This window comes from Chelativorans sp. J32 (assembly GCF_000518985.1).
In the GTDB taxonomy this organism is placed as follows: domain Bacteria; phylum Pseudomonadota; class Alphaproteobacteria; order Rhizobiales; family Rhizobiaceae; genus Chelativorans.
This window is the reverse complement of record NZ_JAEQ01000002.1, coordinates 42,931-65,657: the sequence shown is the minus strand read 5'-3', so window position 1 is coordinate 65,657 and position 22,727 is coordinate 42,931. Positions and strand designations below refer to the sequence as shown.

At 61.5% G+C, this 22,727-nt stretch carries 21 protein-coding genes; 11 read left to right on the top strand and 10 right to left on the bottom strand.

The window, feature by feature from the left end; genetic code table 11:
* Nucleotides 1-19 precede the first annotated feature (19 nt).
* Genes CHEJ32_RS0103490 through CHEJ32_RS0103480 form a run of 3 tightly spaced genes read right to left on the bottom strand, consistent with a single transcriptional unit; the run spans nt 20 to nt 2,498 of the window.
* On the bottom strand, nt 20-1,258 hold the full coding sequence (locus CHEJ32_RS0103490; RefSeq protein ID WP_028032609.1) for a CCA tRNA nucleotidyltransferase: 1,239 nt from the start codon (nt 1,256-1,258) through the stop codon (nt 20-22).
* Nucleotides 1,255-1,890, bottom strand: coding sequence for a CoA pyrophosphatase (locus CHEJ32_RS0103485; RefSeq protein WP_028032608.1), 636 nt, complete (start codon nt 1,888-1,890; stop codon nt 1,255-1,257). Before CHEJ32_RS0103485 ends, CHEJ32_RS0103490 begins: the two co-directional genes overlap by 4 nt.
* Nucleotides 1,887-2,498: a DUF1285 domain-containing protein gene (locus CHEJ32_RS0103480; RefSeq protein WP_028032607.1), complete on the bottom strand. Its 612-nt coding sequence runs from the start codon at nt 2,496-2,498 to the stop codon at nt 1,887-1,889. Before CHEJ32_RS0103480 ends, CHEJ32_RS0103485 begins: the two co-directional genes overlap by 4 nt.
* A 159-nt stretch (nt 2,499-2,657) precedes the next feature.
* On the opposite strand from CHEJ32_RS0103480, the gene CHEJ32_RS0103475 reads away from it, so the two are divergent.
* The 5 genes from CHEJ32_RS0103475 to CHEJ32_RS23805 all read left to right on the top strand — a co-directional run bounded on the left by CHEJ32_RS0103475 (nt 2,658) and on the right by CHEJ32_RS23805 (nt 10,725).
* Nucleotides 2,658-3,680 (top strand): MoxR family ATPase, encoded by a 1,023-nt coding sequence (locus CHEJ32_RS0103475; protein ID WP_028032606.1) that lies wholly within the window; start codon nt 2,658-2,660, stop codon nt 3,678-3,680.
* Between the two features lie 17 nt (nt 3,681-3,697).
* Nucleotides 3,698-4,603 (top strand): DUF58 domain-containing protein, encoded by a 906-nt coding sequence (locus tag CHEJ32_RS0103470; protein ID WP_028032605.1) that lies wholly within the window; start codon nt 3,698-3,700, stop codon nt 4,601-4,603.
* Entirely contained in the window at nt 4,600-7,431 is a 2,832-nt protein-coding gene (locus tag CHEJ32_RS0103465; RefSeq protein ID WP_028032604.1) for a DUF4159 domain-containing protein, read from the top strand. Before CHEJ32_RS0103470 ends, CHEJ32_RS0103465 begins: the two co-directional genes overlap by 4 nt.
* A 76-nt stretch (nt 7,432-7,507) precedes the next feature.
* Nucleotides 7,508-9,580, top strand: coding sequence for a membrane protein (locus tag CHEJ32_RS0103460; RefSeq protein ID WP_028032603.1), 2,073 nt, complete (start codon nt 7,508-7,510; stop codon nt 9,578-9,580).
* Nucleotides 9,581-9,741: 161 nt separating this feature from the next.
* Entirely contained in the window at nt 9,742-10,725 is a 984-nt protein-coding gene (locus CHEJ32_RS23805; protein WP_084032662.1) for a DUF4424 family protein, read from the top strand.
* A 97-nt stretch (nt 10,726-10,822) separates the two neighbouring features.
* On the opposite strand, the gene CHEJ32_RS0103450 is transcribed toward CHEJ32_RS23805, so the two are convergent.
* Nucleotides 10,823-11,365 carry a GNAT family N-acetyltransferase gene (locus CHEJ32_RS0103450; RefSeq protein ID WP_028032602.1) on the bottom strand — a complete coding sequence of 181 codons (543 nt, stop codon included), beginning with the start codon at nt 11,363-11,365 and terminating at the stop codon, nt 10,823-10,825.
* 279 nt (nt 11,366-11,644) lie between these two features.
* Between CHEJ32_RS0103450 and CHEJ32_RS0103445 the strand changes: the two genes are divergently transcribed.
* Nucleotides 11,645-12,634 carry a glutathione S-transferase family protein gene (locus CHEJ32_RS0103445; RefSeq protein WP_028032601.1) on the top strand — a complete coding sequence of 330 codons (990 nt, stop codon included), beginning with the start codon at nt 11,645-11,647 and terminating at the stop codon, nt 12,632-12,634.
* Between the two features lie 29 nt (nt 12,635-12,663).
* On the opposite strand, the gene CHEJ32_RS0103440 is transcribed toward CHEJ32_RS0103445, so the two are convergent.
* Complete coding sequence (locus CHEJ32_RS0103440) at nt 12,664-13,161, bottom strand: NUDIX domain-containing protein (RefSeq protein WP_028032600.1); 498 nt, start codon at nt 13,159-13,161, stop codon at nt 12,664-12,666.
* 51 nt (nt 13,162-13,212) lie between these two features.
* Here CHEJ32_RS0103440 and CHEJ32_RS0103435 point away from each other — a divergent pair, with 51 nt between their 5' ends.
* A complete protein-coding gene (locus tag CHEJ32_RS0103435) occupies nt 13,213-14,136 on the top strand; it encodes a metallophosphoesterase (protein WP_028032599.1) in 924 nt (307 codons plus the stop codon).
* A 23-nt stretch (nt 14,137-14,159) separates the two neighbouring features.
* Here the strand turns inward: CHEJ32_RS0103435 and CHEJ32_RS0103430 are convergent, their stop codons facing one another.
* The 3 genes from CHEJ32_RS0103430 to leuA form a co-directional block, all read right to left on the bottom strand.
* Nucleotides 14,160-14,354, bottom strand: a complete 195-nt coding sequence (locus CHEJ32_RS0103430; RefSeq protein WP_028032598.1) for a DUF3955 domain-containing protein — start codon at nt 14,352-14,354, stop codon at nt 14,160-14,162.
* A 95-nt stretch (nt 14,355-14,449) separates the two neighbouring features.
* A complete protein-coding gene (locus CHEJ32_RS0103425; protein WP_028032597.1) occupies nt 14,450-15,052 on the bottom strand; it encodes a hypothetical protein in 603 nt (200 codons plus the stop codon).
* Between the two features lie 199 nt (nt 15,053-15,251).
* Nucleotides 15,252-16,916: a 2-isopropylmalate synthase gene (gene leuA, locus CHEJ32_RS0103420; RefSeq protein WP_028032596.1), complete on the bottom strand. Its 1,665-nt coding sequence runs from the start codon at nt 16,914-16,916 to the stop codon at nt 15,252-15,254.
* Nucleotides 16,917-17,317: 401 nt separating this feature from the next.
* Here leuA and CHEJ32_RS0103410 point away from each other — a divergent pair, with 401 nt between their 5' ends.
* The 4 genes from CHEJ32_RS0103410 to CHEJ32_RS0103395 all read left to right on the top strand — a co-directional run bounded on the left by CHEJ32_RS0103410 (nt 17,318) and on the right by CHEJ32_RS0103395 (nt 19,305).
* A complete protein-coding gene (locus CHEJ32_RS0103410) occupies nt 17,318-17,656 on the top strand; it encodes a helix-turn-helix transcriptional regulator (RefSeq protein ID WP_028032595.1) in 339 nt (112 codons plus the stop codon).
* Nucleotides 17,646-18,113: an SRPBCC domain-containing protein gene (locus tag CHEJ32_RS0103405; protein ID WP_051469408.1), complete on the top strand. Its 468-nt coding sequence runs from the start codon at nt 17,646-17,648 to the stop codon at nt 18,111-18,113. Before CHEJ32_RS0103410 ends, CHEJ32_RS0103405 begins: the two co-directional genes overlap by 11 nt.
* A gap of 352 nt (nt 18,114-18,465) precedes the next feature.
* On the top strand, nt 18,466-18,879 hold the full coding sequence (locus tag CHEJ32_RS0103400) for a hypothetical protein (protein WP_051469406.1): 414 nt from the start codon (nt 18,466-18,468) through the stop codon (nt 18,877-18,879).
* A gap of 9 nt (nt 18,880-18,888) precedes the next feature.
* Nucleotides 18,889-19,305, top strand: a complete 417-nt coding sequence (locus CHEJ32_RS0103395; RefSeq protein WP_028032592.1) for a YciI family protein — start codon at nt 18,889-18,891, stop codon at nt 19,303-19,305.
* Between the two features lie 4 nt (nt 19,306-19,309).
* Here the strand turns inward: CHEJ32_RS0103395 and CHEJ32_RS0103390 are convergent, their stop codons facing one another.
* A complete protein-coding gene (locus CHEJ32_RS0103390; protein ID WP_028032591.1) occupies nt 19,310-20,191 on the bottom strand; it encodes a cation diffusion facilitator family transporter in 882 nt (293 codons plus the stop codon).
* A 45-nt stretch (nt 20,192-20,236) separates the two neighbouring features.
* Complete coding sequence (locus CHEJ32_RS0103385; RefSeq protein ID WP_028032590.1) at nt 20,237-22,426, bottom strand: anthranilate synthase; 2,190 nt, start codon at nt 22,424-22,426, stop codon at nt 20,237-20,239.
* Between the last annotated feature and the right edge of the window lie 301 nt (nt 22,427-22,727).

Here is a 22,727-nt window from a genome sequence, read left to right as displayed (position 1 = left end):
AGGGCGCCCGAGGGCGCCCTTATGCATTGTCGAGCAAGTCTTCGCGCGAGAGCGAAAACCCTGAGTCGACCCAGTTCCTTTCAAGCTTGGAAAGCTTCGCGCCGACCTCCTCGCCGGGCTTGTAGCCGCGATCGAGCAGATCTTTTCCCCGGACGGGAAACACCGGCCTTTCCCAACGCGCCGTGATATCGAGCAAACGCTGATAGCCAGCAGCCTCGACAAGGGCTTTGTCGCTCTCCCTTGCACGGGCACGAGCGGAAGCGAGCCCCAGCCGCAAACGCCAGTCGATCGCCCTCGGCTCGCTCCCATAAAGCAGTTTCCGGAACTCCCCCTCGCTAAGCGACGGGTCGGGCTGTGGCGACTCCGCCCAGGAAATCAGCGCGGCTGATTCAGCCTTGGAAAAGCGCAGCCGTGTTGCGAGTTTCTCCATCCGCTGCGGATCCGGCGGCACAATGGAAGCCAGCCGCAGGATAGGCTCTACCGGCCAGCTGAATGCGCGTTCCGTCTCAACAAGGGAGTGGATCGCATCGATACCCCATTTCTCCGTTTCCGGGAGCACTTGAGTAAGCACGCCCGTCTGCCGCATCCAGAGGAGCGCCCGAGAAGGGTCAGGAGCGCTCAACAGCTTTTTCAGCTCCATCCAGATCCGCTCGGCAGAAAGGCTGGAGAGCTGATCCTTCAGTCGCGCGCATGCCTTCAATCCTTCCGCATCCGGCCGCCCCGAGCCGTACCAGGCGAAGAAGCGGAAAAAGCGGAGGATCCGAAGATAATCCTCCCGGATACGCTGCTCCGGCTCGCCGATGAAGCGGAGCCGACGCGTTTCAAGGTCAGCCAAGCCGTTCACGAAATCCACCACGCCGCCGTCAGCCTCGGCATAGAGCGCATTGATCGTGAAATCGCGACGTTCGGCATCCGCCTTCCAATCACGTCCGAAGACGACGCGCGCGCGCCTGCCGAAGGTTTCGACATCGGCACGCAGGGTGGTAACCTCATAGGGTTTCCCGTTGGCGATGACGGTAACGGTGCCATGCTCATAACCCGTGGGTACGACCTTGAAGCCAGCCCGCTTTGCCCGGCGAATGGTCTCTTCAGGAACGGTGGTGGTGGCGATATCGACATCCGTAACCGCCTCGCCCAGAAGGGTGTTGCGTACGGCGCCGCCCGCAATCCGGGCTTCCTCCCCACCCTCGTTCAGGACTTCGAGCAGGGATTGGAGGCCTTGCTTTTCAAGCCAGGGCGCGCCGGCGATCGTGGTCATCGGGCATAGAGCCTTTCATAAAGCATGCGGAGAATGCCGGCGGTGATTCCCCATATGAACCGCTCCTCGTAAGGCATTGTATAATAGAAGCGTTCCTTCTCGTTCCATATACGGCTCTCCCGCCGATGATTGGCAGGATCCATAAGAAAGGAAAGGGGCACCTCGAAAGCGGCTTCCACTTCGTGGGGGTTCAGGATCAGCGAGAAACCCGGCCGCACGACGGAGAGGATCGGCTGTATCCGATAGCCGCTGCCCGTCACGTAATCCGGCATGCGGCCGACCACCTCCACAAATGAGCGGTCGAGCCCGATCTCCTCCTCCGTTTCGCGGAGCGCTGCATCCTCCGGCGAGTTGTCGGTCGGGTCGATCCGGCCACCCGGAAAGGCGATCTGGCCGGAATGCTGGCGAAGCCCGCTGGAGCGTTCCGTCAGGATGACCGTGGCGCCTTCCGCCCGATCCACCACCGGGACAAGAACAGCTGCGTCATGCAATCCATCCCGCAGGAAAAGCCGCTTCAGGTCGGGGTTGAGCCGGTGATCGCCATAGGAATCCCTGGCCATTACGGGATCCTGGGCCATGGCACGCCTTCGGAAGTCCTGCGCCGACAACCGCGTGATATCCTGCGTGCTCATGCGCTCGAGGCCTCCAGTTTTTCCATAGGCATGATGGGGAAGATTGCTCCCTTCGATCGGACCGCAAACATTCGCCCGCCTTCGATCTCCAGCTCTTCCCCCAGCGCCACGAGTTCATACATCACCGGCCGAGAGGCGAGAGCTTCCAGCCGTCCGCGTACGTGCACATAGGGTTTGACGCCGCCGGTCCCCACCTCCTCGACAAAGCGAATAGGATGCTCCGGTCCGGCTTCGACGACATCGCCGACATTCGTGCGGAAAGCGAGCGCCTGGGACGCGCCCTGCCCCGTTACGGCGAGTTCGACCGCGATGAAGGGCGCATCCTCTACACGAATGCCCACTTTCTCCAATGGGGTGACGAGATAGGTCTTGCCATCCTCGTCCTTGCGCAGCACGGAGGAGAAGAGCTGAACGAGCGGCATGCGGCCGATCGGTGTGCCGAGATAGTACCAGCTGCCGTCCGCCTTGATCTCCATATCGAGATCTCCGCAGAAGGGTGGGTTCCAGCGCTCGACCGGGGGAGCCCCCTTCCCGGCCCGCGCCGCCCTGGAAATCAGGGCCGAGAGTGCCGCCGCATCAGCGGGCTCTGCCAACCTACCCTTGGCCATATCCTTCACCATGCTCTCCAGCCTTCGTCACGAAATAGTCACTGTTATCCGGCTTGTCAGCCATAGGAACTTATCTAAGTTCGTTCCGAGGTGGCGTGCTGCGATTCCATTTGCCCTATAATTGCAGCGATTGCCGGCAAAGCGCGAGGACAAAGCCGAATGAGCATCATCGCCAGAGACCATGCGACCGGCCCCAAGACGACGAGCGACGAGCAGATGGTGGCCCAGGCGGAAGCCGCGCTGACGGATATCGCTCGCGTGCGCGAGGGGGTCGGCAAGGTGATCTTCGGACAGGAAGCCGTCGTGGAGCGGGTGCTCGTGGCGCTCCTGGCGGGCGGCCATGCGCTTCTGGTCGGTGTCCCGGGGCTTGCGAAGACGAAGCTGGTGGAGACGCTGGGCGTGGTGCTCGGGCTCGATGCCCGGCGCATCCAGTTCACGCCCGACCTTATGCCATCCGACATCCTCGGCTCGGAAGTCATGGAGCAGGACGACAAGGGCCGTCGCTCCTTCCGCTTCCTCCCCGGCCCCATTTTCGCGCAGCTCCTGATGGCCGACGAGATCAACCGCGCCAGTCCGCGTACGCAGTCGGCGCTCCTCCAGTCGATGCAGGAATACCATGTCACGGTGGCCGGCCAGCGCTACGACCTCCCCTCGCCTTTCCATGTGCTCGCGACCCAGAACCCGCTGGAGCAGGAAGGCACTTATCCGCTTCCTGAAGCCCAGCTCGACCGTTTCCTGATGCAGATCGACATCCTCTACCCGGAACTCGACGCTGAAAGGCGCATTCTGCTTGAGACGACCGGCGTGGGCGAGGCGCGGCCCTCGAACGTATTGACGCCGGAACGGCTCAAGGAAATCCAGATGCTGATCCGCCGGATGCCCGTGCCGGAGAGCGTGGTGGAAGCCATCCTGGCTCTGGTGCGTTCGGCCCGGCCCGGTATGGGCCATCCCGAAACAGACCGGCATGTGAGCTGGGGCCCTGGCCCGCGCGCCAGTCAGGCGCTTACGCTCTGCGCCCGCGCCCGTGCCCTCTACGAAGGCCGGCTGGCCCCTTCGATCGATGATGTGCGTGCCCTGGCCGAGCCGGTGCTGCAACATAGGATGGCGCTTACTTTCGCCGCACGCGCCGAGGGGACGAGCGTGCGCGATGTCATCGGCCGGCTGTTGAAGGTGCTCGATTGACGAGAATGAGAAGTTGAATGGCGCGAATTGGCGAAGTCACCGCCCCCGTCACGACGCGAGATGCGCTCGTGCGCGCGCGGACGCGGGCTTCACTCGTGCCCGACCTTCTCGTCCAGGCGCGCCGTATCGTCGGTAATGTGATAGCGGGCTGGCATGGTCGGCGCCGGCGCGGCATCGGCGAAAATTTCTGGCAGTTCCGTCCCTATGTCGACGGAGAGGCGGTGGCCCGGATCGACTGGCGTCGCTCTGCCCGCGACGAGCATATTTATATCCGGGATCGGGAATGGGAAGCGGCGCATACCGTATGGCTCTGGGCCGACCGATCGCCATCCATGCTTTACCGCTCGACCCTCGCGGAGGTTTCGAAGGAATCCCGCGCGCTCGTCCTCATCCTGGCTCTTGCAGAACTTTTGTCGCGCAGCGGCGAACGCATCGCATGGCCGGGACTGACCGACCCCTTCGCCGCGCGCAACGGGGCTGAGCGTCTGGCTCAATATGTCATGCACGCGGAGCCGGCTTCGGCACGGCCGAACCTGACGCAGGTTCGCCGCTTCTCGGACGTTGTCATCGCCAGCGACTTTCTCGATCCGCCGGAAGAGACGATGCGCTGGCTTGATCCCCTGGCACGGGTGGGGGCGCGGGCGCATCTGATCGAGGTGGCGGATCCCGCGGAAGAGAGCTTCCCCTATGCCGGGCGCACGGAATTTCGCGATCCGGAGACCGGTGAGAAGCTCACCTTCGGCCGTGCAGAGACGCTTGGAGAGGACTATCGCCGGCTCTATCTTGCCCGGCGCGACGCCCTGATGAGCTGGTGCAAGAAGCTTGGCTGGAGCTACACGGTCAACCATACCGACCGGCTCGCCTCCGAAGCACTGATCCGCGTTCACACGGCCATGACAGTAGAGATGGATGGCGGCCGATGAATTTTCTGCCGCTCTCCTTCGGCGCACCAATGGTTCTTTGGGGTCTGGTCGCCCTTCCGGTGATCTGGTGGCTGCTGCGCTTGACACCACCCCGGCCGCAGCAGGAGACGTTTCCGCCGTTACGCATCCTGGCCCGCATCGCGCGACGCGAGGAAACCCCGCATAAAAGCCCATGGTGGCTGACGCTCCTGCGGCTGCTGCTTGCAGCCCTCGTCATTCTGGCGCTGGCCGATCCTGTCTTCAATCCGCGCGAACGCATCGCCGTCGGCGGACGCGGTCTGGCCGTCGTGCTAGACAACAGCTGGGCCGCCGCGCCCGATTGGGACCGGCGCGTTGCGACGGCTAGCCGTTTGATCACTGACGCACGAGCGGATGGCACACCCGTTGTCCTGGCGCTGACGGCCGAGAGCCCCGCACAGGACATCGGACCGTTCGATGCCGAAGCCGCGCTGGACCGGCTGAATGCGGCCGTTCCCCGCCCGGTTCCGACGGATCGACCAGCGGTCTACAACCGCGTGGCCCAGGCGCTTCAGGAAATGCCCGGCGCAACGCTCGCGCTCCTCACCGACGGCCTTGCGGCCGAGGGCGACGAGACCGCGTTTCAAAATCTCTTCAACGCAGAACTTTCGGATGTGCTCTGGATCAGCCCGGGCGCACTTTCCACCGTTGCCCTCACCGACAGCGCCAACGAGCCGGAGCGTTTCACCGTGACGGCAGTGCGCCCGGAGGAAGATGCGGGGCCGCGGCAAGTGACGGCTTACGCTTCGGACGAACAGGGGCGCCGGATCGCAGAGACGACCATAGGCTTTGGGCCGGGAGAGACGCTGGCCACCGGTGAGATTCGCGTGCCCTTCGAATTGCGCAACGATTTCGCTAGCATCGCGATCGATGGCGAAAATCATGCGGGCGCGCTCAGGCTTCTTGACGAGAATTCGCGCCGCCGTCGCGTTGGGCTGCTGTCGCAGAACGAGGCGGATCAAGCTCAACCGTTGCTCTCGCCGCTCTACTATATCCGGCGCGCGCTTTCGCCCTATGCGGACTTGATCGAGCCATCCAGCCCAGATCTGATTGAGGCCATACCCCAACTCCTCGAGCAGCATCCGGCCGCGATCATCATGGCCGATGTCGGTACGCTGCCTGAATCCGTGCACGAACGTCTCATCGAATGGATGAACGGGGGCGGCACGCTGATCCGCTTCGCCGGCCCACGGCTTGCCGCGGCCGAATATGACGAGGAACTTCTGCCGGTGAGACTGCGTACCGGCGAGCGCTCATTGGGCGGAACGCTTTCGTGGTCCGAACCGCAGCCGGTTACCGAGTTCCCGGCGGGCGGTCCCTTCGCCGATCTTGCCCCGCCACAGGATGTGACCGTTAGCCGGCAGGTGCTCGCCGAGCCATCCGCCGACATCGTGGAGCGAACCTGGGCCAATCTCGCAGACGGCACTCCGCTCGTTACCAGCGCGCCGCGAGGCGATGGCCGGGTGATCCTTTTCCATGTGACGCCCGAGGCGACCTGGTCGAACCTGCCCATCTCCGGCACCTTCGTCGAAATGCTGCGGCGGATCGTGCAGCTTTCGCGCAATCAGGGCACCATTACCGCCAATGCGGATGGGCCGGGCGGGCAGTTGGCTCCCTATCGCATGATTTCCGCCAGCGGCACGTTGGTCCCGCCAAGCCCCGAGGCCGAGCCGATCAATCCGGGCCAGGAGACTCCCGTCACCCTCTCCCATCCCCCCGGTTTCTACGGGTCCGAGGAGGGCGTGGTGGCACACAATCTTCTGAAGCCCGGAACGTCACTCGCCGCACTTGCACGGCCAGCCGCCCCCGTGGCGATGACGGAGACGAGCTACGCATTCGACAGTTCGCGGCCCTTGAAGGGGCCGCTCATGGCAGCCGCCCTGGCTCTGCTTGCGCTCGATACGCTCGCGGTCCTTTGGCTGGGCGGACTCCTGCAGCGGCGCCCCGGTCAGAGACGGACGCCAGAGAAGGCGGCCACGATCCTCGCTGCGGCCGTCCTGGTCGGGCTTATGGCGCCTGATCGGGCCGTGGCGCAAACGGATGAGCCGCAACCGACGGACCAGCAGGCGATCGAGGCGATTTCGGCGACGCGGATCGCCTATGTGGTGACCGGCGTTTCCTCCATAGATGCGGTAACCCGCGCTGGCGTCGTTGGCCTCTCTCGATTCCTCGCGGAGAAAACGGCCCTCGAGCCCGGAGAACCGGCCCCGGTCGACATCTCGAAAGACGAACTTTCCTTCTACCCCCTGATCTACTGGCCAATGGATGCCGGTGCCCCCATGCCCTCCGAGGAGGCGATTGCCCGCATCGACGCTTATATGCAGCAGGGCGGCACCGTGCTCTTCGACACGAGGGATCAGTATGCGGGAGGGTTCGGTGCGTCGGGCACAGTGACGCCGGAGACGCAGAGGCTGCGTGATATCCTCTCCGGCTTGAACGTGCCGCCGCTCGAGCCCGTTCCGGATGACCATGTGTTGACGAAGGCATTCTACATCCTGCCGGACTTCCCCGGCCGTTACCGCGGTAGCGCGCTCTGGGTCGAAGCATCGACCAATGCCGAAAGCCGTGCCGACAGGCCGGTAAGGACGGGCGACGGCGTGACGCCCATCATGATCACCGGAAACGACCTTGCCGGAGCCTGGGCGGTGGATGAGAACGGCGAGCCGCTGCTGCCGACCGTACCCGCCGATCCCATGCAGCGCATGCTGGCATTGAGGGCCGGCGTCAACATCATGATGTATATGCTGACGGGCAACTACAAATCCGACCAGGTGCATGTCCCTGTTCTGCTCGAGCGGCTGGGGCAGTGATGGCCATGCTTACGGAGATAGCCAGCCGCCGCAGCGCCTGCCACCGGCAGTCCGGCCTAGCCGATAGGGGTGCGGCGTGAACTGGTCGGTGAGTTTCGAGCCCCTTTTCTCCTGGACCTTGCTAGCGGCGGGGCTTCTACCCTTGGCCCTTTTGATCGTGCTCAGCCTGGTGCTGGGGCGACGGGGCGCGCTGCTGCGACTTGCGGCGCTTGCGGCGCTGGCCCTGGCGCTAGCCAATCCAGTGCTTCTTGACGAGGAACGGGATCCGCTCAAGAGCGTGGTCGCCGTTGTCGTGGACGAAAGCCAAAGCCAGGACATAGGCAACCGCGCCGATACCACACGCGAAGCGGCAGAGGCACTGCAGCAGCGCCTCCAGGCCTTCAACCAGTTCGAGGTGCGAATGGTGGAAGCAGGCCGGGGAGATGCCGCCGACGAACGCACCCAGACCCGCCTCTTCGACGCGCTGTCGAATGCTTTGCGCGACGTGCCGCCCTCGCGCGTTGCGGGCTCGATCATGATCACCGACGGTCAGGTGCATGACGTGCCGAGCAATGCATCCGGCATTTCCGGGCCGCTGCATGCGCTTATTACAGGCGAGGAAGGGGAGCGTGACCGGCGTATCCGCTTCGAGCGCGCACCGCGCTTCGGCATCGTTGGCCAGCCGATGGAGATGACCTATCGCGTGCTCGACAGGGCAGGCGAGACAGGCTCCGCGGAGGTAGAAATCTATGTGAACGGCGAGCTTGTCTCAGTCGATCAGGCCGTCATCGGACAGGAAATGCCGTTCGAGATCACTTTGCCCACCGGAGGGCGAAACATCGTTGAGCTCCGGACCCCGGTCGAGGAAGGCGAGATCACCGACAGCAACAACCGCGCGGTCGCTCAGGTGGACGGGATCCGTGAGAACCTGCGTGTTCTGCTCGTTTCGGGCGAGCCGCATTCGGGCGAGCGCACGTGGCGCAACCTCCTGAAGTCGGATGCTTCCGTCGACCTCGTGCATTTCACCATTTTGCGCCCGCCGGAAAAGCAGGACGGAACACCGATCAACGAACTCTCGCTCATTGCCTTTCCGACGCGCGAGCTGTTCGTCGAGAAGATCAACGATTTCGACCTGATCATCTTCGACCGCTATCAGCATCGCGATGTTCTGCCGATCCTCTACTACGATTACATCGCAGAATATGTGCAGAACGGCGGAGCCCTGCTGATCGCGGCCGGCCCCGAATTCGCCGGCGAGCAGTCGATCGCGCGCACGCCGCTGATCTCGGCGCTTCCCGCGCTGCCCAATGGCCAGGTGCTGGAGCAGGGTTTCTATCCGCGCGTGAGCGATCTTGGAAAGCGCCACCCCGTAACAAGGGCGCTGGACGGCTCGAATACGGAGCCGCCCCATTGGAGCCGCTGGTTCCGCATCATCGGCGTCGATCGCCCGGATGGCGAGGCGGTCATGCAGGGCCCGGACGGACGTCCTCTGCTGCTTCTTGCCCGCCAGGGCGAAGGACGGGTCGGCATGTTCCTTTCCGACCAGGGCTGGTTGTGGGCACGCGGCTATCAGGGGGGCGGACCCTATGTTTCGCTTTATCGGCGCATCGCCCACTGGCTGATGAAGGAGCCGGAACTGGAGGAGGAGCGGCTAACCGCAGATGGCCAGGGTATGATCTTGGACATAACCCGTCAGACCATGGCAGACGAAGCGGGCACAGCGGTCGTGACCACCCCCTCAGGAGCAACCCGCGAACTGCCCCTGGTGGCTTCTGAACCGGGACTTTTCCGCGCCACCTTGGAAACAAACGAAATAGGCCTTTATCAGGTGCGAAACGGGGATCTCACCGCGCTTGCGCATGTGGGGCCGATCAACGCACCAGAATTCGCGGACACCGTTTCCACCGAGGAGGTGCTGCGCTCCGTGGCGGAAGAAAGCGGCGGCAGCGTACGCCGGGTCACCGCAGGCGTGACTGGGGCGAACCTGCCGAACATCGTGCCGGTGCGCGCCAATGCCAGCGTAGCATCGGGCCGAGATTGGGTCGGCTTGAGAACCACCAATGATAGTGTACTGAAATCCGTAAGGCGCGTACCTCTCTTTGCCGGATTCCTCGGTCTGGCGCTCCTGCTGCTGGCGCTCGGCTCCATGTGGTACCGCGAAGGGCGGTGAGGCTCATCGCCCTGATCCACGCACTCAAGTTACCCGGCTAAAGCTCTCCGCTGCTACCCGACGCCAGCGCGCATCACTTCATGGTGCACCGGTTGTCTTGCCATGATTTTGGCGAATACCCATGTCATCTTCGATGAGGATATTCTATGTGGTATTGAGCAATGACCATTATTCGCAATTTAACGATTACACTTTTACCGTCTATTTTCTTTCTAACCGCAACACAAAACATCACCTATGCAAATGATTCCAGCGCTGTTTTGGGCGCAGGCGGATTAGAGCTTACCACTTCCCACGATATCGCCATGGAGAGTGAAGACCTCTACCTTTCGCCGAGCGAGGTCCGAGTGCGATATGCTTTCCGCAATGAAAGCCAAAATGACATCACGACCACCGTGGCCTTCCCGTTACCGGAAATCGACCAGGCCGAATATTTTCTCGTGGAGCTTCCCGAGCCCGATCAAGAGAATTTCGTTGGCTTTCAGGTGATTGTGGATGGCGAGCAGATCGTGCCCCGCATGGAGCAGCAGGCGGTGCAGGATGACGGAAAGAATGTGACGGAGGCATTGAAGGAGGCCGGCGTGCCGGTCAACGCGAAGCTCGATCGTTGGGACGAGCAAGTGCGTTCATTGCCGGAGCAGATTCGGAAACAGTTGGTCGACAATGGTCTTCTTTATGTCGTGGCGGAAGACGCCGGCGATCAGCCCGTCCAATATGGCCCGACCTGGAAGCTCAAGACGAGTTTCTATTGGGAGCAAACCTTTCCCGCCGGCAAGACCATCATGGTGGAGCATCGGTACAAACCAATCATTGGCAAGTCGGTCGTTATGAACGTGGACGACCTGAACTCCATGAAAGGGTATTGCTTTAACGACAATACCCTGAAAGGCGTCAGCAAACTGCTGGAACAGGCTGGTTCCGACGGGATAACCGCGCTGGAAATGAGCTACATCCTGACAACCGGCGCCAATTGGAAAGGACCGATTGGCGAGTTCCGCTTGACGGTGAACAAGGAAGACGCCAACGCGGTGCTATCCTCATGCATGGCCGGCCTCAGCGAGACCGGGCCCACAACGCTCGGGCTCAAGCGCGCAAAGTTCAAGCCGGAAGAAGATATTCGCCTCCTGCTCTTCGAGGCGCATTAGCGGCTTTCCTGGCATTGCACGCGCCAAGCGCGATAACGGACGCGTACATCCACGCATCAAGTTTTCCGAAAACCGGCTCCGGTTTTCGGAAGATGCGTTAGGCAGCCCCCGCCAGCGGCGGCTTGGCCCTCTGTCCCGCCAGCGCTTCGTGCATCACCATCCCCTGAAGTTCGGCAAGCGCCCCTTCTTTGAGCTCTGCTGCAAGCAGGCGGTTGGGATCGACCGGACGGGGCATCGCAAGTTGCCCATTGGGAACGCGCTTGAAACCGAGCGCTCCGTAATAGGGCTCATCGCCCACCAAAACCACAACGCCTGCCCCAATATCGCGGGCGGCCTCCAGGGCAATGTGCACGAGTTTCTTGCCGATGCCCTGGTTCTTGTAGGCCGGGCGAACGGCGAGCGGGCCAAGCAGGAGGCCCCTGCCCTCACCTGCCACGATGCGCGAAAGCCTCACCGAGGCGACCACCTTGTCCTGATCGAGGGCGACAAAGGAAAGGCTGCGCTCGTGCGGCCCTCCCTCACGAATCTTGTAGGCTGCCTTGGCGAACCGACCGGGCCCGAAAGCCTCGGCGTTGATGTCTTCTATCTCGTGGTCATGCGCCGGGTCCTCCGGCAGGAAAACGATGTCGGCAAGGGACATTGCAAAGTTCCAGTAGGCTTGAAGGAGACGTGCGGCGGCACGCGCCACGGTTACCGCGCCCCATCGAGGCGCTCAGTCCTTTCGTCGTCGCTCCACCTGGAACCGGATCATACTTCTTCTCCCAAAGCGTCGTTCCGCTAGCATCAAATCAGGGTGCCGTCCACAGGATTGATGGCCTTCCTCGTGCAGGAACCGGTTTTATTGACGATGCGTCTACTCCGAAAGGGTTGGGAAGATCGAACCTGCTTCCTAAATGCGGTGAGTGTAAGGAGAAAGCCAATGGGACTTCTTGTCGACGGCGTATGGCATGATCAATGGTACGACACCTCCAAGACCGGAGGCCGGTTCGAACGGTCGAAGTCGCAGTTTCGGGACTGGGTAACCAGGGACGGAAAGCCTGCGGAAGGGCGTGAGCGGGCCTTCAAAGCCGAACCGGGACGTTACCACCTTTATGTTTCGTATGCTTGTCCCTGGGCGCACCGGACATTGATCTTCCGCAAGCTGAAGAAGCTGGAAGACGTGATCTCCTTCTCTGTCGTGCACCACTTCATGGGAGAAAATGGCTGGACGTTCAGGAAGGAGGACGGCGCCACGGGCGACGACCTCTACGGATTGGACTACCTCCATCAGATCTATACCAAAGCCGACCCGCACTATTCCGGCCGGGTCACCGTCCCGGTGCTGTGGGACCGGAAGACGGAGACGATCGTCAGCAATGAGTCCGCCGAAATCATACGCATGCTGAATAACGCGTTCGACGACTGGGGCGACCCGTCGCTCGACTTCTATCCCAAGGCGTTGCGCGGCGAAATCGATGCGGTGAACGAGCTCGTCTACGCAAATATCAACAACGGTGTCTACCGGGCGGGCTTCGCCACCACGCAAGAAGCTTATGAGGAGGCTTTTAAGCAGCTCTTCGAGACCCTCGATGAAATGGAAGGGCGGCTCTCAAGGCATCGCTATCTCGTCGGCGAGCGCCTGACAGAAGCCGATTGGCGGCTGTTCACGACGCTTGTGCGGTTCGACCCCGTCTATGTCGGACACTTCAAATGCAATCTGCGCCGCATTGCCGATTATCCTAACCTCTCGAACTACCTGCGCGAACTTTACCAGTGGCCGGGCGTAGCCGAGACGGTGAACATGCAGCATATCAAAGCCCATTATTACGGGAGCCACCGGACCATCAATCCGACAGGGATCGTCCCTCTCGGCCCCGAACTCGACTATTCGGCGCCGCATGATAGGGATCGTTTCAGGAAGGCGGCCTGAGGCTCGCGCGCTCGGCTGTGAGACGTGAGTTACCAGTCCTCGGACGGGGCTACCCCCTCGAAAATCTCGGCAAGGCGGCGGCGCGTACCCTCCGTCGTGCCTGACGGGAGTGCATCAAGAGGGAAAAAACGCGCTTCTGCGATTTCAAGGTCAGACTTGCGGGGCTCCGTCTGTTCGAACCGGGTGATCAGGTAGATCGCAACGTGGTCGCGCCGGCTTGCCCGGCGATTGAAGTGAACGGATTTCAGCTCGGGCGCAGCGGTAAGCCGGATATTGCCTTCCTCGCTCAGCTCGCGGGCAAGCGCGGAAAACATGGTCTCGCCTGGCTCGACCCCGCCGCCAGGAAGGTGCCAGCCATTTACATAGGTGTGTCTCACAAGGAAGACCGCACGCTGTTCCCCATCGAAAACCACGCCACGCACACCGAGCGTCAGCGGCCGCCGGAACAAATGCCAGAGGTGGAAGAGTTTAACCCGAAGGCGTATCTGCTCGGCGCTGCGCGTTTCGGTAGAATTGGCTGATGGCATCGAGCGCTCTTAGGGCTGGTAAGCCGCGGCGGGGTGTTTTAGAGACGCATCATGTTTCGGTTGGCGCATTTTTCCGATATCCATCTGGGCCCCCTTCCCGAGCTTACCTATCGCGAGCTGGTTTCCAAGCGCATCACCGGCTACATCAATTGGCAACGGCGGCGGCGGGTCAACCTCGATAACGGTATCATCGACCAGATCAGCGACGACATCGTGGCGTCGGCCCCCGACCATATAGCGCTTACGGGGGATCTGGTGAATCTTGCCCTCGATCGCGAGATCGAGATGGCGCGGCTGTGGCTCGAAGGCCTCGGCACGCCTCAGAATATCTCCGTCGTTCCAGGCAACCATGATGCCTATGTGCCCCATGCGCTGAATAAGGCGTGCTGCGCCTGGGGCGCCTATATGGCCAGCGACGGGGCGGAACCGATCACCAATCGTCATCAATTCCCCTTCCTGCGCGTGCGTGGCCCATTGGCGATTATTGGCATTTCCTCCGCACGTGCGACGGCGCCCTTCCTCGCCAGCGGCTATTTCACGGAGAAGCAGGAGCGCCGCGTCTGCGAATTGCTCGAGGAGGCCGGACGCCGCAGCCTCTTCCGCGTCATCCTGATCCATCACCCCCCTATCCGCGGCGCCACCGGGCAGCATAAGAGATTGTTCGGCATCTCCCGCTTTCAAAACATGGTGCGCAAGCACGGAGCCGAGCTGGTGCTGCATGGCCACACACATCTGCCGACGGTGCACCGGATCGATGGCAAGAATGGCATTAGCGTACCGGTGGTGGGCGTGGCAGCGGCGGGACAGGCTTATGGCGCGGCATTGCCGGCCGCGCATTACAACCTGTTCGAAATCATGGGTGCGCCGGGTACGTGGCAGGTGCAGCTGATCAGGCGCGGTGTGGCCGAGCCCGGCGGGAAGGTCGTGCAGCTTTCGAGCCAATGGCTCATATCGACGGACCGCGCGCCCGCTTAGACGAAGCCGGTCGACTGCTCTTCTCACCCTTTGGATGCAAAGCCGACAAGCAGGCAGAAGCCACTGGCGGCGAGAGACACCATGCCTATTGGCGCAAGGAAAAGCGGCTCGCGCATCTGTCCCTGATCGTCGACATAGGAGCCGACAAACATGAATGCGAGCAGACAGACGAGCGCCACCAGGGCAAAGATGGCCGAGGCCAGAAAAAACTTGTTCATAAAAATGGCTCCGAAAAATGGGTGTCTTAAATGGACGGAGCCTTGCGGAGGAGAGCGGCCAAATTATGCCGCTGCCTTCGCCTCACTGTGCAGAACTATTGAAAATATTGGTGTAATTCCGGGAAACGCTCCCAGAGAAGGAGGATGAGGGCAACCGCACCCACGATGCTTCCAAGCAGCATCAGCACGAATCCGCCGAGAAAACCGTCCCATGCTCCCTTCTTCCGCGGCGACGGCGGTTCCGCCCCTGCCGTCCCTTCTCCCCCCCGGGGAAGCACAAAGATTTCCCCTTCCAGGTAGCGTTGCCGCTCCACCATTCGCTCGGCGATGTAGCGGGTGACGAGATTAGCGATGGGCGCAATCTCGGTCGATTCACCAAGGACGACACGCCCAAGTCGCGTGTCGCGCAAAAAGCGGTATGTGCGCCGATCAGGCCCCATGACCACATGGGCGACGGTATCGATCCATAGTCGCGGCTGCTGGCCGGAGGAAATGGCGAGGTCAAAGGCCGGATCGTCCTCGGGTACCTCGGCAAAGACAGGCGCGAGTTCCTGCGCGAGAAGCTCAAGCCGCGCCCGCGTCGTCTCGCGCATGTCGACCACAACATCCTCGCGATCGGCAGCAGCCGCTTTCACCTCGCGGACGGCTTCGGCAAGACGGCGAATTTTGGGCGCTGCGTTCTGGCCAGCCTCGCTCATCGTGGTTCTCCCGAGCCTTTGATGCTTAACATACCGTTAGCATGGCCCAATAGGAAAATCATCACAATGATTAGGGTGATAGCGTGGCAGGGAAAACAAGGGGGATGGGAGAATGGGAACGGTACACCCAACGGCCTTCCGTCCCCTTTCGCAATTGACTAGTCCATCCCCCTGCGTTCGCCCTTTGTGGTAGTTTCCTCTAGCCGATAATGCGGTTGGCGGCGGAGACGACGGCCTCTAGCGAGGCGGTTGTGATGTTCTGGTTGATGCCGACGCCGAAGAGCTTTCCGCTGGAATGCTCCATCTCGACATAGGACACGGCGGCCGCATCCGTTCCCCGCTGCAGCGAATGCTCGGAGTAATCGAGCACTGTCATGTCGATCCCGATATGACGCGAAAGCGCGTTGACAAAACCGTCGATCGGCCCCGTGCCCGTGCCCTTGATGACCATCTCCTTGCCATTGTCGAGAATAGTAGCCTCGAGCACGCGGCGCCCCTTCGATTCCGTGTCCGGGAAGGTCTGGTGATCGAGGAATTTGAGCCGGGCGCCAGGCTGCTCGACATAGAGTTCGAGGAAGCGGTCATAGATGCGCTTGGAGGGCAGTTCCTTCCCTTCCGCGTCGGTGATGGCCTGGATGTCCTCGCGAAATTCGATCTGCAGGTTGCGCGGCAGGTTGAGCCCGTAGTCGGCCTGGAGAATATAGGCAATGCCGCCCTTGCCGGATTGGGAATTGATGCGGATGATCGCCTCGTAGGTGCGGCCTACATCGGCCGGATCGATCGGCAGATACGGCACCTCCCACAGTTCCTTATTTGCCTTGCGGTAGGCCTTCATTCCCTTGTTGATGGCATCCTGGTGCGAGCCGGAGAAAGCCGTATAGACCAATTCGCCCACATAGGGGTGCCGCTCGGGAATGCGGAGCTGGTTGGAATACTCGTAGACATCCTTCATGCGGATGATATCCGAGCAGTCGAGCTCCGGATCGACTCCCTGCGTGTACATGTTGAGCGCCAGCGTCACGATGTCGACATTGCCCGTGCGCTCGCCATTGCCGAACAGAGTGCCCTCGACGCGATCCGCGCCGGCCATGAGGCCGAGCTCGGTGGCCGCGATCGCGGTGCCGCGATCGTTGTGAGGATGGAGCGACACGATCAGGCTGTCGCGCCGGTCGAGCTGGCGGCACATCCACTCGATCTGGTCGGCATAGATATTGGGCGTAGCCATCTCCACCGTGGACGGCAGATTGATAATGAGCTTCTCGTCCGGGGTGGGCGCGACGATTTCGATCACCGCGTTGCAGATCTCCAGCGCCACGTCGAGCTCGGTGCCTGTAAAGCTTTCAGGCGAATACTGGAAGCGATAGCCACCACCCGCACTGGCCGCCATGTCGGTGATCATCTTGGTAGCATCAGTGGCAATCGCCTTGATCCCCGCCACATCCTTCTCGAAAACGACGCGGCGCTGCAGCTCGCTCGTGGAATTGTAGAAATGGACGATCGGGCGATGAGCGCCTTCGAGCGATTCGAAGGTGCGCGAGATCAGCTCCGGCCGGCACTGAACGAGCACTTGAAGAGAAACATCGTGGGGCACATTGCCCTGCTCGATCACCCAGCGCGTGAAATCGAAGTCGGTCTGGGAGGCGGAGGGAAAGCCGATCTCGATCTCTTTGAAACCCATTTCGAGGAGGAGAGCGAACATACGCGCCTTGCGATCATGGCCCATGGGGTCGATGAGGGCCTGATTGCCGTCCCGCAGGTCCACCGAGCACCAGACCGGCGCCTTCTCGATACGCTTTGCTGGCCAAGTGCGATCGGCAAGGTCAATCTGCGGATAGGGCTGATACTTCCGTGCGGCGTCGGGCATGCCCTTGCGGGCGTTACGTTGAAAAATCTCGTTCTTGGCGTCCATTCGTCACTCCAGTCGGCGCCGGTTGCGTCTCCTGCAACGGCTCACCTGTCAAGGCTTCAAATCAATTCTGACGGGAAGGAGCGAACCAGCGTCACCGGCAACGACCGCCGGGCGCTCCTTCAACGGACCCGGCGATCGCCGATAAGGCCGAGAAGAAGGAGGCCGAAAAGTGCACGCGCCATCGCACCGCAAACAGCGGCGGGATTGAAAGGCTCTGCGTACACGACGTCTGACATGCTTCACCTGATAGCTGACCAAACCTGCCAATGCAAGATGCCCCTTCTTGCAGCTTGACAGATGAGGCGCCTCCTGCAATAAACCATCAGGTTAATTAACTGAAAAGTAAAATGAAGCAGATGGACGCCTTAAGCCCCGTTTTCGCCGCACTTGCCGATCCCACCCGCCGCGCAATCATCGCACGGCTCGCAGCCGGTGAAGCGACGGTGAACGAGCTTGCCGCACCTTTCGAGATGAGCCTTCCGGCGGTTTCAAAGCACCTGAAGGTCCTCGAGCGCGCCGGCCTCATCTCGCGCGGCCGAAATGCCCAATGGCGCCCATGCCGCCTGGAGGCAGGCCCGCTCAGGGACGTTGCCGACTGGGTAGAGCACTATCGCCGGTTCTGGGAGCAAAGCTTCGACCGGCTCGACAGCTACCTCAAGGAAATCCAAAGCAAGGAGAGATCCGATGATGCCTGACACAGCACAGCAGTCCGACGCCGAGCTTTACATTTCCCGCCTCTTTGACGCTCCGCGAGCGCTGGTTTTCGAAGCCTGGACCAGGCCGGAGCATCTGAACCGCTGGTGCTGCCCCACCGGGTTCACGATACCCTTCTCAGAAGGCGAAATCCGTACGGGCGGCTGGTTCAAGACCTGCATGCGCTCGCCTGAAGGTCAAGACCATTGGTTGAGCGGCAGCTATCACGAAGTCGCACCCCACGAACGTATCGTCTTCAGTCATGCCTGGCACGACGAGAACGGCACGCCGGCCCCGGAAACGATGGTGAACATCACCCTCAAGGAAGAAGGCGCCAAGACGCGGCTGACGTTGCACCAGGCCTTCTTCAGCTCGAAAGCGGCCCGTGACGGGCATGAGGCCGGGTGGAACGCGACACTCGACAATCTGGCCGCCTATTTGCCGAGTATGGCGGGATAGGCGGTCCCGTTCAGTGCGGCGCGCCAAGCTGAATCGAAACGCGAGCCGCGGCCGGCAACCCCCGACAAAGACTCGCGTTTTCGCATCCCATTTTTGGAGACAAGCAGCAGCCGAACCTACCGCCTGGCTAATCGACGCGAGCGCGCTTGTTCGTGCGGATCAGGAGAGTCCTTCGTTCTCCGATCGGCGTCCTGCCCGGCAATTCAATGTCTTGCGGCGTTTTCAGGATTCAATGCTGCAGGACGGACCATGCTCAATCCCTCCCGGCAAGTTTTTCTCGTGTAAATGTCGGGAAGCGCTCCGCATCACCGTCCTTGCAACAATTGCATAGGTGGCATGAGAGGGATTGGCCATGATCGAAATCGATAGCCTGGAGCGGAAAGAACCACAGGTCCTGCGTAGCACGGGAGCTATTCTACTGGGCTTTGTCACAACGGTGGTTCTTTCCGCCGGGGCGGACCAGATCCTCCATGCGACCGGGGTCTACCCTCCGTGGGGCGAGCCAATGGGCGACCGCCTTTACGCGTTGGCTCTGTGTTACCGGCTGATCTTCGCCATTCTCGGCTGCTACATCGCCGCGCGGCTGGCGCCTGCCCGGCCGATGCTGCACGCCATGATCCTGGGCGTCATCGGCCTTGTGCTCAGCATCCTGGGCGCAGCCGTCATGTGGCGTATGGGCTCGCAGTGGTATCCGATTTCGCTCGTCCTCACAGCACTTCCCTGTGCTTGGGCGGGCGGCGCGCTTTATGCAAGGCAAACACGCTAGGAGCGAACGATGCGGTACATGATGCTGATGATCCCCAAGGGGTATGAAATGGCCGAACCCGGCACATTGCCGGAAGCCGACGCCGTCGGCCCCATGATGCGCTACAATGAGGAACTACAGAAGGCTGGCATCCTCGTCGCCGCCGAAGGCCTGCACCCGCCGTCGATGGGCGCGCGCGTTTCCTTTGCCCAAGGCTTTCCCGAGGTGACCGACGGCCCCTTTGCCGAGGTGAAGGAGGTGCTCGGCGGCTACTGGATCATCGACGTAAACTCGCTTGAAGAAGCGATCGAATGGGCAAAGCGCTGCCCCGGGAGCCCTAACGAGACGATCGAAATCCGCAAGATCATGGAGATGGACGACTTTCCTGAGGATCTGCGCAAGGCGGCTGAAGGCTTCGAGACGATGCAGTCCAAGAGAGCCGAGTAATACGCTAGGCGTGCTTGGCCTTATGCGCGGGCTCCACATGGATGACCACGCGTGATCCCGGGATCGTCTTCGCCAGCGCATGCTCGATCCGGTCGCAGATATTGTGCGAGCGTTCGACCGTCATTTCCGAAGGCACGACGAGATGAAACTCGATGAAGCGGGCCCTACCCGCTTCTCTTGTCTTCAGATCGTGGAATTCCAGGGCGCCTTCGCTGTTCGCCGAAATGATACGCTCGATCTCTGCTATCCCTGCGGGGTCGACGGCCACATCCATAAGACCCTGCACCGAAGAGCTCAGCATCTGCCAACCGTGCCAGATGATGTTGACGGCTACAATGATCGCGATCAGCGGGTCGAGCCAGAGCCAGCCCGTCGATAGGGCCAGCACCAACCCGGCAATGACGCCAATCGAGGTGACGACGTCGGTCCACAGATGGCGGCCGTCGGCGACAAGGGCCGGGGAACGCGCCTTGCGCCCTTCGCGCATGAGGATGGCTGCCCAGAGTCCGTTCCCGATTGCCGCCAGGGCGTTGATCGCCAATCCCGCAACCGGCGCTTCGATCGCGTGAAGACTGAGGAATGCCAGAACTGCTTCGCGGATGATAAGGAGTGCCGCGAGAACGATCAGCACCCCCTCGAGCACCGCCGAAAAATATTCGGCCTTGTGATGGCCGAAAGGATGGTTCTCGTCCGCAGGCATGTGTGAAACGCGGATCGCGTACCACGTCACCACTGATGCGACCACATTGACGATGGACTCCATCGCGTCCGAGAGCAGGGCCACGGACCCCGTCATCCACCAGGCCAGGAACTTCAACCCGAGAATGACAACCCCGACAATGATCGTCCAATAGGAAAGCCTTTGGAGGTGTGACGCTTGCGGCATGAATTCGGGCTGGGTCTTTGTACTGGGCGTAATTGAAGGCGGCACTCAGGCCGCCTTCACCTTCATCTTTCGCGGCATATGCGCCACGACGTTCTCGATCATCCTCATACCGGCATTATGCCCGAGCGTCATGATGGATTCGGGATGGAACTGAACCGCGGCTACTGGCTCGCTCTCGTGTTCGATCGCCATCACAACGCCGTCGTCGGTTTCCGCCGTCACCACGAATGACTTCGGCAACCTCACCGGATCAGCGAAGATAGAGTGGTATCGCCCAACGGTCACCTCCTGCGGCAGGCCGGAAAAGATGAGGCTGTTGTGGCCCGTGCGTATGCGGGATGGCTTGCCGTGCATCGGCTCGTGCAAATGGCGCAGTTCGCCGCCATAGGCAACGACAAGCGCTTGCAGGCCGAGGCAGACGCCGAAGATCGGCAGGTCGCGGCTGCGTGCCTTCTTGATGGTAGCGGTGCAATCGAAATCATCCGGCGTGCCAGGTCCAGGAGACAGGACGACCAGGTCGGGATCCACCCGGTCGAAAACGCTGTCGGCTACAGGCGTGCGCACGGTGGTCACTTCGGCACCCGTCTGCCGGAAATAGTTGGCAAGCGTGTGAACAAACGAATCCTCGTGGTCGACGAGGAGGATCTTCACGCCCTCCCCCACGCGCGCGGTTTCCTTGGCTTCGCTCGACATATTCGTCCTTCCCGCCTCGCGGATCGCTGAAAGCATCGCGGAAGCCTTCAGCTCCGTCTCGGCTTCCTCTTCCTCTCCGTCGGAATCGTAGAGAAGCGTGGCACCGGCGCGCACCTCGGCAATGCCGTCCTTGATGCGGATCGTACGCAACGTCAAGCCGGTGTTCATATCGCCGTTGAAATGCATCATGCCGACCGCACCACCATACCATGCGCGCGGGCTCTTCTCGTTTTGCTCGATGAAGCGCATGGCCCAGAGTTTTGGCGCGCCTGTGACCGTCACGGCCCAGGCATGGCTCAGGAAGGCATCATAGGCGTCCATACCTTCGCGCAGCCGTCCTTCGATATGGTCCACCGTGTGGATCAGGCGAGAATACATCTCGATCTGCCGACGACCGATCACACGCACCGATCCCGGCTCGCACACGCGGCTCTTGTCGTTGCGGTCGACATCGGAACACATGGTAAGCTCTGACTCGTCCTTTTTCGAGTTGAGCAGCTTCAGGATCTGCTCGGAGTCCGAAATCGCATCCTCGCCGCGCTTGATGGTGCCTGAGATCGGGCAGGTTTCCACCCGACGGCCCGAAACGCGCACGAACATTTCGGGGGAAGCGCCGATCAGATATTCCTGCTCGCCGAGATTGATGAAGAAGGAATAGGGAGAAGGATTGATCTGCTTAAGTCTGCGGCAGATCGCCGAAGGCAGGCTCTGACAGCGCTCGAAGAACATCTGTCCCGGCACGACCTCGAAGAGGTCGCCGCGCCTGAAGCTCTCCTTCGCCCGTTCCACAAGTCGCGCATATTCGCCGGGTTGATGATCCCCGCGCGGCGGCACGCGGGCGCTCTGCGTGAAGGGCTCCGATCTGGCTTCGCGCGCTAGATCCTCAGTGGAGAAACCGTCGCCGGCATAGTCATAACGGTCGCGCCAAGCCTTGGCCGCATAATGGTCGACGACGAGGATTTCATCCGGCAGGTACAGGACGAGATCGCGCTGGCCTTCAGGCCGATCCAGGCTGAGCTTTACCGGATCGAACTGGAAGGCGAGATCATAGCCGAAAGCCCCATAAAGACCGAGATTGCTGTCATCTTCGGTATGGAACAGGTTCGTGATGGCCCGAAGCACGGTGAAAACAGAGGGAACGCGGGAGCGCTCCTCCTCGGCAAAAACATCCGCCGGCTCGGCTACGCTGATCCTGACCAATTGCGGACGTTGTTCCGAGACGGTCACGTCGGGCAACGTCTCGACCGCACGGCTGATGGCCGGCAGCATCACCTCGCCGCGCGTGTTCAGGGCTTCGATCTTCATCGCGCGGCCCCGAGCCGAAATTGCGAGCGGCGGATCTATAATCGCCGTATCCCAGCGGGTGTAGCGGCCCGGATACTCGTAATTGGAGGAGAACACCGCCCCTCGGCGGCTGTCGAGCGCATCGACATATGCGTCGATCGCGCCGCTATAGATCACTTCCGTGCGCGAGCGCGTGATGGTGATCCCACCAGCCGTCTCAAGGCGCTCCCTGCCGTCTTCCAAGACTTCCAAGCTCATGTTCTGCTCCCGTTTCGAGGTGGGCCGGGAAGTCCAAACTAAAAATGGCCGCCCGGCTTTCACCTGCGGCCACCATCCACTTTAGTCACAAAGCAAGCCGGCCGCTGTCTAGCGGGCCCACCACCAAAGCTTTGCGTTCAGAACCGTAATCATGGCGATCTCCATAGCCGCGAACGGGGTCCTGCGCAACCGCTTTCGTCATCCCTGCCATGCGAGGCGGGCTTTAGGAGGACGGCGGCAATCGTACATGAAGAGCATAACCAGAACCGAATTCTTCTTCCGTCACGCACCCTGCTAAACC